The 13,603-nt window shown below is 70.3% G+C and carries 14 protein-coding genes; 6 read left to right on the top strand and 8 right to left on the bottom strand.

Annotated elements, in window-relative coordinates; genetic code table 11:
* The first annotated feature begins 3 nt into the window (after window positions 1-3).
* The 4 genes from SLAV_RS19255 (at window position 4) to pknB (ending at window position 6,577) form a co-directional block, all read left to right on the top strand.
* Entirely contained in the window at window positions 4-1,464 is a 1,461-nt protein-coding gene (locus tag SLAV_RS19255) for a PP2C family protein-serine/threonine phosphatase (protein ID WP_030225136.1), read from the top strand.
* A gap of 31 nt (window positions 1,465-1,495) precedes the next feature.
* Window positions 1,496-2,920 (top strand): FtsW/RodA/SpoVE family cell cycle protein, encoded by a 1,425-nt coding sequence (locus SLAV_RS19250; protein WP_030225138.1) that lies wholly within the window; start codon window positions 1,496-1,498, stop codon window positions 2,918-2,920.
* Entirely contained in the window at window positions 2,917-4,380 is a 1,464-nt protein-coding gene (locus SLAV_RS19245) for a peptidoglycan D,D-transpeptidase FtsI family protein (RefSeq protein WP_030225140.1), read from the top strand. Before SLAV_RS19250 ends, SLAV_RS19245 begins: the two co-directional genes overlap by 4 nt.
* A gap of 157 nt (window positions 4,381-4,537) precedes the next feature.
* Complete coding sequence (gene pknB, locus SLAV_RS19235) at window positions 4,538-6,577, top strand: Stk1 family PASTA domain-containing Ser/Thr kinase (RefSeq protein WP_030225142.1); 2,040 nt, start codon at window positions 4,538-4,540, stop codon at window positions 6,575-6,577.
* An 89-nt stretch (window positions 6,578-6,666) separates the two neighbouring features.
* Here pknB and SLAV_RS19230 read toward each other — a convergent pair whose 3' ends face one another.
* From SLAV_RS19230 to SLAV_RS19210, 6 genes are all read right to left on the bottom strand, one after another.
* Window positions 6,667-7,401, bottom strand: a complete 735-nt coding sequence (locus SLAV_RS19230) for a class E sortase (RefSeq protein WP_030225143.1) — start codon at window positions 7,399-7,401, stop codon at window positions 6,667-6,669.
* Between the two features lie 12 nt (window positions 7,402-7,413).
* Complete coding sequence (locus SLAV_RS19225; RefSeq protein ID WP_391384750.1) at window positions 7,414-8,247, bottom strand: class E sortase; 834 nt, start codon at window positions 8,245-8,247, stop codon at window positions 7,414-7,416.
* Window positions 8,244-8,882: an aminodeoxychorismate/anthranilate synthase component II gene (locus SLAV_RS19220; protein WP_030225147.1), complete on the bottom strand. Its 639-nt coding sequence runs from the start codon at window positions 8,880-8,882 to the stop codon at window positions 8,244-8,246. Before SLAV_RS19220 ends, SLAV_RS19225 begins: the two co-directional genes overlap by 4 nt.
* Entirely contained in the window at window positions 8,879-9,055 is a 177-nt protein-coding gene (locus tag SLAV_RS41550; RefSeq protein WP_030225149.1) for a hypothetical protein, read from the bottom strand. The genes SLAV_RS19220 and SLAV_RS41550 overlap by 4 nt, the downstream gene beginning before the upstream one ends.
* Window positions 9,056-9,166: 111 nt before the next feature.
* The gene (locus SLAV_RS19215; RefSeq protein WP_030225151.1) at window positions 9,167-9,931 is read right to left on the bottom strand and encodes a class E sortase; all 765 of its coding nucleotides are present in this window, start codon (window positions 9,929-9,931) and stop codon (window positions 9,167-9,169) included.
* On the bottom strand, window positions 9,900-10,676 hold the full coding sequence (locus SLAV_RS19210) for a DUF881 domain-containing protein (protein WP_030225153.1): 777 nt from the start codon (window positions 10,674-10,676) through the stop codon (window positions 9,900-9,902). Before SLAV_RS19210 ends, SLAV_RS19215 begins: the two co-directional genes overlap by 32 nt.
* A 91-nt stretch (window positions 10,677-10,767) precedes the next feature.
* Between SLAV_RS19210 and crgA the strand changes: the two genes are divergently transcribed.
* Window positions 10,768-11,022 carry a cell division protein CrgA gene (gene crgA, locus SLAV_RS19205; RefSeq protein ID WP_030225155.1) on the top strand — a complete coding sequence of 85 codons (255 nt, stop codon included), beginning with the start codon at window positions 10,768-10,770 and terminating at the stop codon, window positions 11,020-11,022.
* Window positions 11,023-11,139: 117 nt separating this feature from the next.
* Here the strand turns inward: crgA and SLAV_RS19200 are convergent, their stop codons facing one another.
* Both SLAV_RS19200 and SLAV_RS19195 read right to left on the bottom strand, forming a co-directional pair.
* Window positions 11,140-12,015, bottom strand: a complete 876-nt coding sequence (locus tag SLAV_RS19200; protein WP_030225159.1) for a rhomboid family intramembrane serine protease — start codon at window positions 12,013-12,015, stop codon at window positions 11,140-11,142.
* 151 nt (window positions 12,016-12,166) lie between these two features.
* Complete coding sequence (locus SLAV_RS19195; RefSeq protein ID WP_030225161.1) at window positions 12,167-12,694, bottom strand: peptidylprolyl isomerase; 528 nt, start codon at window positions 12,692-12,694, stop codon at window positions 12,167-12,169.
* Window positions 12,695-12,868: 174 nt separating this feature from the next.
* Here SLAV_RS19195 and SLAV_RS19190 point away from each other — a divergent pair, with 174 nt between their 5' ends.
* Window positions 12,869-13,585: a DUF5324 family protein gene (locus SLAV_RS19190; protein WP_030225162.1), complete on the top strand. Its 717-nt coding sequence runs from the start codon at window positions 12,869-12,871 to the stop codon at window positions 13,583-13,585.
* The last annotated feature ends 18 nt before the right edge of the window (window positions 13,586-13,603 follow it).

Below are 13,603 nucleotides of genomic sequence, written 5' to 3'. Positions count from 1 at the left end.
CGCATGAGTCTGTCCCTGCGGTTCGCCGCCGGATCGCACAAGGGGATGATCCGCGAGGGCAACGAGGACTCCGGCTACGCCGGTCCCCGGCTCCTCGCCGTCGCCGACGGCATGGGCGGCCAGGCCGCCGGCGAGGTGGCCAGCTCCGAGGTCATCTCCTCCCTCGTGCAGCTCGACGACGACGTCCCGGGCTCCGACATCCTCACCGCCCTCGGCAGTGCCGTGCAGCGGGCCAACGACCAGCTGCGCGTCATGGTCGAGGAGGACCCCCAGCTCGAAGGCATGGGCACCACGCTCACGGCCCTCCTGTGGACGGGCCGCCGGCTCGGTCTCGTCCACGTCGGCGACTCCCGCGCCTACCTCCTGCGCGACGGCGTCCTCACCCAGATCACGCAGGACCACACCTGGGTGCAGCGGCTCGTCGACGAGGGCCGGATCACCGAAGAGGAAGCCACCACCCACCCGCAGCGCTCCCTCCTGATGCGGGCGCTCGGCAGCGGTGACGTCGTGGAGCCCGACCTCTCCATCCGCGAGGTCCGGGCCGGTGACCGCTACCTGATCTGTTCCGACGGCCTCTCCGGCGTGGTCTCCCACCAGACCCTGGAAGAGACCCTCGCCGACTACCACGGCCCGCACGAGACCGTGCAGACGCTGATCCAGCTCGCCCTGCGCGGCGGCGGTCCGGACAACATCACCTGCATCGTCGCGGACGTCCTCGACACCGACAGCGGCGACACCCTCGCCGCCCAGCTGAGCGACACCCCGGTCGTCATCGGCGCGGTCGCCGAGAACCAGCACCAGCTCTTCGACGGCAACGCCATGCAGACCCCGGCCGGCCGGGCCTCCGGCCTCGGCCGCCAGGCCCCGCCGCCGGCGGGCGCCTTCGGTCCTCCCGGCAGCGGCGAGGCCCCCGGCTACGGATACCCCGACCAGGGCCAGGGCGGCGGCGGATACGGCAACTTCGGCGAACCCGAAGGCTACGAGGCCGAAGCCCCGTACGAGGACACGTACGACCACCCGCGCAGGCGGCGCAGCAAAGGGCGCAAGTGGACCACGCGCACGCTGATCCTGCTGCTGGTGGCCGGTGTCGTGGGCGGCGGGCTCTACGCCGCGCACCGCTGGACGCAGACCCAGTACTACGTCGGCGTCAAGGGTGACCACGTCGCGCTCTACCGCGGCATCAGCCAGAACCTGGCCTGGATCCACCTCTCGCAGGTGGAGACGGATCACCCCGACATCGAACTGAAGTACCTGCCGTCCTTCAAGCGCAAGCAGGTCGAGGCCACCATCAGCGAAGGCAGCATCGACGGGGCCCGCAAGAAGATCGAAGATCTCGGTACCCAGGTGTCCGCCTGCAAGAAGGACGAAGCCCGCCGCGCCGCGGAAGCGCAGAACAACCAGACGCCCGGCCCCAGCCTGACTCCCGCGGAGCAAGCTCTCGTCGGCCAGTGCGAAAAGCAGTAGACATACGCGGGCACAGGGGGCCTGCCACACCATGAGCGTTGTCACCAACACGACCACCATCGGCGCCATCGAGGCGCCGAGCCGGCGGAACACCGAGCTCCTGCTGCTCGCCTTCGCCGTGGTCATCCCGATCTTCGCCTACGCCAACGTGGGCCTGGCGATCCACGGCGAGCTGCCCCCGGGCATGTTCCTCTACGGGCTCGGCTTCGCCGTCCTCGCCGGCATCGGCCACCTCGTCGTACGGCGCTACGCCAAGTACGCCGACCCGCTGCTGCTGCCGATCGCCACCCTGCTCAACGGCCTGGGCGTCGTCCTGATCTGGCGGCTCGACCAGTCCGAGCGCCTGCAGAACCTCGCCAAGCGCAGCTTCGGCACCTTCTCGGAGTCGGCGCCGCGGCAGATGATGTACACGGGGCTGGCCCTCGCCCTGTTCGCGGTCGTGCTGCTGGTCCTCAAGGACCACCGCGTGCTCCAGCGGTTCACCTACATCTCCATGGCGGGCGCGCTGATCCTGCTGATCCTGCCCGTCGTCCCGGGTCTGGGAGCGGACGTCTTCGGCGCCAAGATCTGGATCAGCGTCGGTGGCTTCTCGATCCAGCCCGGTGAGTTCGCGAAGATCGTCATCGCCATCTTCTTCGCCGGCTACCTGATGGTGAAGCGCGACGCCCTGGCCCTGGCCAGCCGCCGCTTCATGGGCCTCTACCTGCCGCGCGGCCGTGACCTCGGCCCGATCCTGATGATCTGGGCGGTGAGCCTGCTCGTCCTCGTCTTCGAGAACGACCTCGGCACCTCGCTGCTCTTCTTCGGCATGTTCGTGATCATGCTGTACGTGGCCACCGAGCGGACCAGCTGGATCGTCATCGGTCTGCTGATGTCGGTCGGCGGCGCCGTGGTCGTCGGCACCTTCGCCAGCCACGTCAAGGTCCGCGTCACCGCCTGGCTGGACCCGTTCGCCTGCTACAGCACCTCCGGCGCCTGCGAGCAGGTCGGCCAGTCGATCATGAGCTTCGGTTCCGGCGGGGTCCTCGGCACCGGCTGGGGACAGGGCAACTCCGACCTCATCGGGTTCGCCGCCAACTCCGACTTCATCTTCTCCACCGTCGGCGAGGAACTCGGCCTCACCGGCGTCATGGCCTTCCTCCTGCTCTACGGGCTGATCATCGAGCGGGGCGTCCGCACCGCCCTCGCCGCCCGCGACCCCTTCGGCAAGCTCTTCGCCGTCGGCCTCTCCGGCGCCTTCGCCCTGCAGATCTTCGTCGTCGCCGGCGGAGTCATGGGCCTCATCCCCCTCACCGGCATGACCATGCCCTTCCTCGCCTCCGGCGGTTCCTCCGTCCTCGCGAACTGGGTGCTCATCGCCATCCTCATCCGGATCAGCGACACCGCACGCCGACCTGCCCCGGCCCCCGCCCCGTCCCCCGACTCCGAGATGACCCAGGTGGTCCGCCCGTCATGAACAAGCCCCTGCGCCGCATCTCGCTGTTCTGCGGGCTGCTCGTCCTCGCCCTGCTGATCCGGACCAACTGGCTGCAGTACGTCCAGGCCGAGGAACTCAGCACCCGCAAGGAGAACCGCCGGGTCCAGATCGCCCAGTACGCCACCGAGCGCGGCAACATCATCGTCCAGGGCCAGCCCATCACCGGCTCCGCCGTCACCGACGGCAGCGACTACAAGTTCAAGCGCACCTACCTCGACGGACCCCTGTGGGCGCCCGTCACCGGCTACGCCTCGCAGGCCTTCGGCTCCACGCAGCTGGAGTCCCTCGACGACGGCATCCTCACCGGCAACGACGACCGGCTCTTCTTCGACCGCACCATCGGCATGTTCACCGGCGAGAAGAAGCAGGGCGGCAACGTCGTCACCACCCTGAACGCCGCCGCCCAGAAGGCCGCCTACGAGAAGCTGGGCACCAAGAAGGGCGCCGTCGCCGCGATCGACCCGCGCACCGGCGCCATCCTGGCCCTCGTCAGCACCCCCTCGTACGACCCGTCCACCTTCGCCGGCAACTCCAAGACCGACGAGAAGGCCTGGGTCGCGCTGAAGGACAGCGAGGACAAGAACCTCGTCAACCGCGCCCTGCGCGAGACCTACCCGCCGGGCTCCACCTTCAAGGTGGTCACCGCCGCGGCCGCGCTGGAGAACGGCGTGGTGAGCGACATCAACGCCCCCACGGACACCCCCGAGCCGTACATCCTGCCGGGCACCAAGACCCCGATGGTCAACCACGCGAGCGGCTGCGAGAAGGCGACGCTGAACTTCGCGCTCCAGGTCTCCTGCAACTCGGTCTTCGCGAACATGGGCGACAAGGTCGGCCGCGACAAGATGGTCGAGACCGCCCAGAAGTTCGGCTTCAACAACGACAAGATCGACATCCCGGTCCGCGCGTTCGCGAGCGTCTACGACAAGACCATGGGCAAGGACGGCAATGCCCAGAGCTCCATCGGCCAGTTCAACACCGCCGCGACCCCGCTCCAGATGGCCATGGTCACCGCGGCCATCGCCAACGACGGCAAGCTGATGAAGCCGTACATGGTCGAGCAGCTGACCGCGCCGAACCTCGACACGATCGAGAAGCACGAGCCGCAGGAGATGAGCCGTCCGGTCTCCCCCGCGAACGCGCAGAAGATCCAGCAGATGATGGTCAACGTCGTCGAGAACGGCACCGGCACCACCGCCAAGATCAAGGGCGTCACCGTCGGCGGCAAGACCGGCACAGCCCAGCACGGCGAGAAGAACGCCAAGCGCCCCTACGCCTGGTTCATCTCCTACGCCGAGAACCCCGACGGGACCTCCCCGGTCGCCGTGGCCGTCGTCATCGAGGACAGCGCCGCAGACCGCGAGGACATCACCGGCGGCGGCCTGGCGGCCCCGGTCGCCAAGGCGGTCATGGAAGCCGTGCTGAAGAACAAGGGATGAGAAGCGGAGACAGGATCCGAGCGCTCGGTACCGGTCCGATATCAGCCTGTGGTCACGAACCGATCACCGACGATCGGCCGGTAGCCTTGCCGCGAACAGCACACCGCCGGACCACACACGGGTGCGGTCGGGACTGACGGAGAGGGCTGCAAACGTTATGGAAGAGCCGCGTCGCCTCGGCGGCCGGTACGAGCTGAGCCACGTGCTCGGCCGTGGTGGCATGGCCGAGGTCTACCTCGGTCACGACACCCGGCTCGGCCGTACCGTCGCCGTCAAGACCCTGCGCGCCGACCTCGCCCGCGACCCGTCCTTCCAGGCCCGGTTCCGCCGCGAGGCCCAGTCGGCCGCGTCGCTGAACCACCCGGCGATCGTCGCCGTGTACGACACCGGCGAGGACTACGTCGACAACATCTCCATCCCGTACATCGTGATGGAGTACGTCGACGGCTCGACCCTGCGCGAGCTGCTGCACTCGGGCCGCAAGCTGCTGCCCGAGCGCACCCTCGAAATGTGCATCGGCATCCTGCAGGCGCTGGAGTACTCGCACCGCGCCGGCATCGTGCACCGCGACATCAAGCCCGCCAACGTCATGCTGACCCGCACCGGTCAGGTCAAGGTCATGGACTTCGGCATCGCCCGCGCCATGGGCGACTCCGGCATGACGATGACGCAGACGGCCGCCGTGATCGGCACCGCCCAGTACCTCTCCCCGGAGCAGGCCAAGGGCGAGCAGGTCGACGCGCGCTCCGACCTGTACTCCGCCGGCTGCCTGCTCTACGAGCTGCTCTGCGTCCGGCCGCCGTTCGTCGGCGACTCCCCCGTGGCCGTGGCCTACCAGCACGTGCGCGAGGAGCCCCAGCCTCCGTCGAACTTCGACCCCGAGATCACGCCCGTGATGGACGCCATCGTCCTGAAGGCCCTGGTCAAGGACCCCGACTACCGCTACCAGTCCGCCGACGAGATGCGGGCCGACATCGAGGCCTGCCTCGAAGGCCAGCCCGTGGCCGCCACCGCCTCCATGGGAGCGGCCGGCTACGGCTACCCCGACCAGGGCGGCTACGGACACCCCGGCCAGGACCAGGCCACCACCGCGCTGCGCTCCCCCGACGCCGGCCAGACCTCGATGCTCCCGCCGATGCCCCCCGGGGGCGACGGCGGCTACGGGTACGGGGACCAGGGCCACGGCGGCTACGACCAGGGGCACGGCCGGCGCCAGCAGAAGAAGAGCCGGGCCTCGACGATCCTGCTCGTCCTCGCCGGCGTCCTCGTCCTGGTCGGCGCGATCCTGATCGGCCGCACCCTCTTCGACTCCTCCGCGGACAACCGCCCCGCCGTGCCCAAGCTGGTAGGCCAGACCTTCGAGTCTGCGCAGCAGAGCGGCAAGAACATGGGGCTGACCGTGGAGAAGGAGGCCGAGGAGCCCTGCGAGGACCAGCCCAAGGGCGCCGTCTGCTCGCAGAGCCCGGCTGCCGACACCAAGGTCGACAAGGGCTCCACGGTCAAGGTCAAGGTGTCCTCGGGCGCGCCCAAGGTGGCGGTGATCGACGTGCTCCGGCTGCCGTTCGCGGAGGCCGAGGCGCAGCTGAAGGCCAAGAAGTTCCAGGTCGAGAAGAAGCTCGTCGAGTCCGACACCGCCACCCCCGGCACCGTGACGGACCAGAACCCCAAGGCCGGCAGCCAGGCCGAGCAGGGTTCGGTGATCACCCTCACCGTGGTCAAGGAGGTCGCGAAGGGCATCGTCCCCGAGCTCTCCGGCAAGACCAAGGAGGAGGCCGTCAAGCTCCTCCAGACCGCGAAGCTGAAGCTGGGCAGCACGACGGAGGTCGACTCCCCCGGAGCCCCGCCGAAGACGATCGTCCAGCAGCAGTACGCCGCCGGGGTGGAGCTGCCCAAGGACACCCCGGTCAACGTCAGCATCGCCAAGGCGGCCACCGCGCCGACCGCGGTGCCGGTGCTGGCCGGGCAGACCGTCGCCCAGGCCAAGGACGCCCTCAAGCGGGCCAACCTGACCTTCGGGGCCGTCCTGTCGGGTCCGACCGACGACAACGCCCTGGTGGTCAACTCCGACCCGGCGGCGGGGACCCCGCAGCCGGCCGGCACCGTCGTGAACCTCCAGACCGTGCCGGGCCAGGGCCAGGGCGGTCAGCAGGGCGGCGGCGACGGCTTCTTCGGAGGCCTGACCGGCGGCCGCCGCTGACGGCGGTGCGTTGTTCCACGTGAAACGGCCCGGCCCCCTCGCGAACGAGGGGGCCGGGCCGTTCCGCGTGCGGCGGGCGCCGCGGCGGGTCAGCGCAGCTCCGCCGGGGGCGTGCGCTTCTCGTCCACCTTCTCCGTGCGCACCAGCTCGCCCCAGACGATGTAGCGGTACTTCGAGGTGTAGACCGGGGTGCAGGTCGTCAGCGTGATGAACCGGCCCGGAGCCGTCTTCCCCGACTCCTTCGGGACCGGGTTGATCACGTCCACGTTGTACTTCGAGGTCTGGCGCAGCTCGGCGAAGACCTTGTAGACGTACCAGGTGTCCCGGGTCTCGAAGACGACCGCGTCGCCGTTCTTCACCTTGTCGATGTTGTGGAACTTCGCCCCGTGCCCGTCACGGTGCGCGGCGAGCGCGAAGTTGCCCTTGTCGTCCCAGGGCAGCGCCGACTTCACCGGGTCCGTGTAGTAGCCGGCGACGCCGTCGTTGAGGACGTCGGGGGCGGTGCCCGGCTTGACCAGCACCTCGCCGTTCTTCATCGACGGCACGTGCAGGAAGCCGATGCCGTCCCCGGTGTCGAGGGCGCCCGGCTGGGCGGGCGCGTTCGGGGCCTGCGCGGGGGCCGACTGCCACTGCTGGCGGACCTGGTCGCCCCGGGCCGAGGCCTGCCGGTCCGCGAGGACGTTGGTCCACCACAGCGAGTAGGCCACGAACAGGCCCAGGACCAGGCCCACCGTGATCAGGAGCTCTCCCAGCAGGCTCAGGAACCCTGCGATCACACTGCGATCGGCAGGCGGCGGTGCGGAGCGGCGGCGGGCACGAGACACTGCGGGTCGTCCTTACGAGCTGGTCAGCGCGGGCGGAACGCCCTGGCTGCGCGGGCGTTCGTCGATCATCCTGCCCCATACGATCATCCGGTAGGTGCTCGTGAACTCGGGGGTGCAGGTCGTCAGCGTGATGTACCGGCCCGGTCCGGTGAATCCGGATCCCTCCGGAACCGGCTTGATCACCGAGACGTTCGCCGGGGAGGTCTGCGGCAGCGCCGAGGTCATCTCGTACGTGTAGTACGCGTCCCTCGTCTCCACCACGATCGGGTCGCCCGGCACGAGCCTGTTGATGTAGCGGAACGGTTCGCCGTGGGTGTTGCGGTGGCCGGCGACCGCGAAGTTGCCCTGCTTGTCGGCCGGCATCGCCGTCTTGAGCACGCCCTCGCCGTAGTGGCCGACCATGCCCCGGTCCAGCACCTTCGCCTTGCTGATCCCCTCCGCCACCGGGACCTTGAGGTCCAGCTTGGGGATGTGGAGGATCGCGAAGCCCTGTCCCGGCTCGAAGGCCGCCACCGGCGGCGCCGAGGGCGTCCCGGCCCCCGGGGCCTGCTCCCAGGTGTGGCGCAGCGAGCCGGCGGCCCCGTCGGCGGTCCGTTCGGCGAGCAGGTTGGTGTACCAGAGCTGGTAGGTCACGAACAGCAGCATCACCAGGCCCACCGTGATGAACAGCTCCCCGGCCGCCCGGCTCAGCACCACCACCGGGCCGCCGGAGCGGGGGCGGGCGCGCCGCCGTCCCCGTCCTCCCCGTTTGCGCGCCCGCGCGTGCGAGCGCTTCGCGGCCTCCCGGTCCGCCTTGCGCCGCGCGGCCCGGCCCTCGGTGGGCGCGGACGGCGCGACCGTCGTCACGCGACGGCCTTGCCCACCACCGGGGCCAGTCCCACCGACCGCTCGACCGCTCCGGCGTCTCCGCAGCGTACGAGCCAGTTCGCGAGCATCCGGTGCCCCCACTCGGTCAGTACCGACTCGGGGTGGAACTGCACGCCCTCGACGTCGTGCTCCCGGTGCCGCAGACCCATGATGATCCCGTCCTCGGTCCGCGCGGTGACCTCCAGCGCGTCCGGCAGGGTCAGCGGTTCGGCGGCCAGCGAGTGGTAGCGGGTGGCGGTGAAGGGCGAGGGCAGTCCGGCGAAGACGCCGAGGCCCTCGTGGACCACCGGCGAGGTCTTTCCGTGCAGCAGCTCGGGGGCCCGGCCCACCACGCCGCCGTAGGCGACGGCCATGGACTGCATGCCGAGGCAGACGCCGAAGACCGGGACGCCCGTGTCCGCGCAGTGCCGGACCATGTCGACGCAGACGCCCGCCTCCTCCGGCGTGCCCGGCCCCGGCGAGAGCAGCACGCCGTCGAAGCCGTCCTGGGCGTGTGCGAGCTCCACCTCGTCGTTGCGCAGCACTTCGCATTCGGCGCCGAGCTGATAGAGGTACTGGACCAGATTGAAGACAAAGCTGTCGTAATTGTCGACAACCAGAATGCGCGCGCTCACGGAGTCGCTCCCGATCCCTCGTCCACCGTCACGTCGTTGAACGGAAGGAGCGGCTCGGCCCACGGGAAGACGTACTGGAACAGTACGAAAACCACCGCCAGGATCAGTACGAGAGAGATCAGCGCGCGTACCCACGCGTTGCCCGGCAGGTGCCGCCAGATCCAGCCGTACATTCCGTCTGTTTCCTTCGTCGTCCACGATCTTCCACGCACCGCGGGGGCGGTACCGCAACAGCCTAAAGGCCAGGACCCCGCCGTTGGGGGTCACCGGGGCAATCCCTGCGCTCAGCCGGGTGCGGCGGGACCGGTTCCGGTGAGTTCCGCCCAGACGACCAGCCGGTGGCTGTGTCCCCATTCGGGATCGCAGGTGGTCAGCGTCAGGTATCTGCCCGGGGTGGTGAAGGGGGACCGCGCGGGCACCGGGTCGACGACCGCGACCTCGGTGGGCAGGGTGCGCAGCGGTGCGGCGCGGACGGTGTACGTGTACCGGTGCGTGGCGTCCCGGACGATCACCTCGTCCCCCGGACGGAGTTCGGGGACGTCCTTGAAGGGGTCCCCGTAGGTGCGCCGGTGTCCGGCCACCGCGAAGTTGCCGGCCTCCCCGGGCCCGGCCGTGCCCGCGTAGTGGCCGAGGCCCTTCCTCAGCACGCCGGGGTCCGTGCCCTCCAGGACCGGTTTGCTCCAGTCGGGGCCGAAGCGGGGCACGTACATCTCGGCGAAGGCCTGCCCGGCGGTACGGGGCCGCGGCGGCGGCTCCGCGGCCTGCTGCGGGGGTGCCGCGGCGGCCGGCGGGGCCTGGGCGGCGGCGGTCGGCGGGGGCCGGTCGGCGGCGGTCGGCGGGGGCTGGGTAGCGGCCGCGGCAGCCCAGCGGTCGCGCAGCCGGTCCCGTTCGCCCTCCATGGCCCGGTCGGCCTTGACCCCGGTCCACAGCAGCACGTAGGCCACGAACAGCACGATCAGCGTCCCGGCCGTCAGGCACACCTCGCTGAACGTCCGTACCACCAGGCGCAGTACGACGTCAGGGCGCGGCGGACTCCAGCGGCTTCGCATAGTGGAGGTCCACTGTGCCGGAGTACCCCGGCAGTGTCAGCCTCTTGTCCTCGTCCACTTTCCAGCCGAGCCCGTACGCGTTGACGTACAGCTGGTAGTTCTGCAGGGCGGGGGAGGCCGCGAGGGCCTTGCGCAACGCGCCCGGGTCACCGACGGCGGACACCTTGTACGGGGGCGAGTAGACCCGGCCCTGGAGGATCAGGGTGTTGCCCACGCAGCGCACCGCGCTGGTGGAGATCAGCCGCTGCCCCATGACCTCGATGCCCTGGGCGCCGCCCTGCCACAGGGCGTTCACCACGGCCTGGAGGTCCTGCTGGTGGATGACCAGGTCGTTGGGCTGGGGTTCGGGCACGCCCGGGACGCGGGCGGTGGCGTTCGGCGGCGCGTCGTTGAGGGTGACGCTCAGCCCCTTGCCGGAGAGCTCCTCGGTGCCCGCGGCGGTGCGCAGGGCGGCCAGTTTGGCGTCCTCGGCCCTGGTGCTGCCGTCGTCGCGTTCGGCGAGGGCGTCCACCCGGTCGCGGGCGAGCGCGGCGGTCTTCTCCAGCTCGGCGTTGTTGGCGCTGCGCTCGTGGATCAGGTCGGACAGCTTCAGGAGCGAGGCGTCCGTCCGGATGTTCGTACCCTTGGAGGTGTTGAAACTGGTGACGAAGATGAGGCCTGCCAGGGCGAAGACGGCGGCCGTCAGCAGCCGGGCCACCCCGGTCCGGCGACGGGGACCCGCGGAGGAGTCGTCGGAATCGCTCAACGTACCCTTCTCCTTCAACGCCACAGGTCCACTACGCTAACGGACGCCCGGGGCAGGCCAGGTCCCCAGCGCATCGACAGGAGAGCCCCTCGTGCCGAAGTCACGTATCCGCAAGAAGGACGACTACACGCCGCCGCCGGCGAAGCAGGCGCAGACGATCAGGCTGACGAACCGCAGCTGGGTCGCCCCGGTCATGCTGGCGTTCTTCCTCATCGGTCTCGCGTGGATCGTCGTCTTCTACGTGACCGACACCCAGCTGCCCGTCGAGGCCCTGGGCAATTGGAACATCGTGGTCGGTTTCGGATTTATCGCAGCCGGATTCGGCGTCTCCACGCAGTGGAAGTAATGCGCGGATAGCGCTGCGGCGCAAGCCCTCCCCAGGAGTTATCCACAGCGTCATCCACACCTGAGGAAAAGACAGAAGATCTGTGGATAACTCTGTGGAGAGTTGACGCCGGTGTGATCAGGTGAGTTCGGCCGTCCGGACCATGACCACCACCAAGGCCAGCAGGAACACTGCCGCGCAGGTACCCGCCTGTACCAGTATGCGCTTCCTGCCGGTGGCGGGTGCCAGCATGCCGAGCGCCACCAGGGCGCCGGTCACCAGGCCGCCGATGTGCGCCTGCCAGGACACCGTCAGGCTGCCGCCCAGCGGTACGAAGGTGATCAGCAGCATCAGCCCGAGCGTGATCAGGACCGGCCGCATCTCGTAGCGCAACCGGCGGGCGAGGACCACGGTGGCGCCGAGGAGCCCGCAGATGGCGCCCGAGGCGCCGAGGGTCGGCGTGTTCGGCGCGGTCAGCAGGTACACGAGGGCGCTGCCGCCCAGCCCCGACAGCAGGTAGAGGGCGAGGTAGCGGGCCCGCCCCAGGGCGGCCTCCAGCGGGCCGCCGATCACCCACAGGGCCAGCATGTTGCTGAAGATGTGCCACCACTCGACGTGCAGGAACACCGAGGTCAGCAGCCGGTGGTACTGGCCTGTGGAGATCCCCTCCAGCGGGGCCCCGTAGTACTCGACGTAGCGGCCGAGCAGCTCCAGCTGGACGGCCAGCCCCGGTACGGCGTACGTGGCGAGGAGGACCGCCACGTTGATCCCGATCAGGATCTTGGTGACGAGCTGGGGATCGGCCGCGACCCGGCCGCCCGCGAGGGTGCGCGGGGCGGTCGCGGCGGGGGCGTGCCCGGTACCGGAGCCCCCGCGGACGCATTCCACGCACTGGAAGCCGACCGCGGCGTCGACCCTGCACTCGGGGCAGACCGGGCGGTCGCAGCGGGTGCAGGTGATGCCCGTGTCGCGGTCCGGGTGGCGGTAGCAGCCCGGCAGACGGTCGGTGTCCATCGGTCCCCTCGATCGGCGGCGCGGGCGGCGGGGGAGGTGCCCCGCCGGTCCGGGTACACAACCAGGACGGACGGGCGGGGCGCAAAGGTTCCCGGGCCGGTGCGGGGGCGCGCGCCGGCCGACGGGACGCGTCGGCGGTTCTCCGGCGCGGTCAGCGCCGCTCCACGACGACCGACTGGATGATCACGTCGTCCAGGGGGCGCTCGGTGCGCGGATTGGTGGCGCCCGACGCGATCTTGTCCACGACCTTCTGGCTGGCCGGGTCGGTCACCTCGCCGAAGATGGTGTGCTTGCGGGTCAGCCAGGCGGTGGGCGCGACCGTGATGAAGAACTGCGAGCCGTTGGTGCCCGGGCCGGCGTTGGCCATCGCGAGCAGGTAGGGCTTGGTGAAGGCCAGGTCGGGGTGGAACTCGTCGGCGAAGCGGTAGCCCGGGCCGCCGGTGCCGTTGCCGAGCGGGTCGCCGCCCTGGATCATGAAACCGCTGATGACGCGGTGGAAGACGGTGCCGTCGTAGAGCGGAGCGGTGGTCTTCTGGCCGTCGGTCGGACGGGTCCACTCGCGGGCGCCCGTGGCCAGCTCCACGAAGTTGCGGACGGTCTTGGGCGCGAAGTTCTCCAGCAGCTCGATCTCGATGTCGCCGTGGTTGGTCTTCAGGGTGGCGTAGAGCTTCTCGGCCACGGGTCTGCCTTCCATAGTCATCACTGTCGGTCCCGATCCTCCCACGGAGGGCAGCCGGGCACAGAAATCCTCCACTCGGATGCCCTGTCACGCATGCCCGGCGGCGCGATGGCAGGCATGATCCGAGAAAGGGTGGAAAGGTGAACTGTGTCCGCCACCGAGGAGGAGGATCCTGTGACACGCAACGACAGCGTGCGCCTGGCCGCCGAGAGCGCCAGGGACACCGTGAGGCACGCGGCGGAAGCGGTGGCGCCGTACGCGGAGACCGCGCGGAACACCGCCGTGCACTACGCGCAGGAGGCGAACGAGCGGCTGGCGCCGAAGGTCTCGTACGCGGCCGGTCAGGCCTCGCTCCACGCACGCACGGCCTACGACACCCATCTGCATCCCCGCATGGTGGCGGCGCGCGCCCACGTACCGCCCCCCGTCGACCGGGCCGCGGCCCAGGCGATCGAGCAGACGCGCCGTGCGGCGCGCCAGGCCGCCGACTACACCCAGCCCCGCATCGAGAGCGCGGTGGCGGCGGCCACGCCGGTCGCCGAGGAGGCGGCTGCCCGCTCGACGGCGGCGCTGGCCGCCCTGCGCGGCCAGGTGTCGGCCAAGGAGGTCCACCGGCTGGTCCGGCGCCACGAGCGGCGGGCGCGCTGCCACCGGACGCTGCGCGGGGTCGCGCTCGTCGGCCTCGTGGCGGGCGCCGCCTTCGTGGTGTGGAAGTGGTGGGACCGGCAGTCGAACCCGGACTGGCTCGTGGAGCCCCCGGCGGCCACCGAACTCACCCGCGACAGCGAACCGGCCAGCTTCGACGACGAACTGGCGGAGAAGGAGCGCGAGGCGCAGACGGGTCCGCCCACCAAGGCGCCCAACGGCTCCGAGGGGGACGAGCGGCACTGACGGCGCACACCCGCAGGG

This window comes from Streptomyces lavendulae subsp. lavendulae, assembly GCF_002803845.1.
In the GTDB taxonomy this organism is placed as follows: Bacteria; Actinomycetota; Actinomycetes; order Streptomycetales; family Streptomycetaceae; genus Streptomyces; species Streptomyces lavendulae.
The sequence above is the reverse complement of the archived record's forward strand: the minus strand, read 5'-3'. Positions and strand labels throughout refer to the sequence as shown.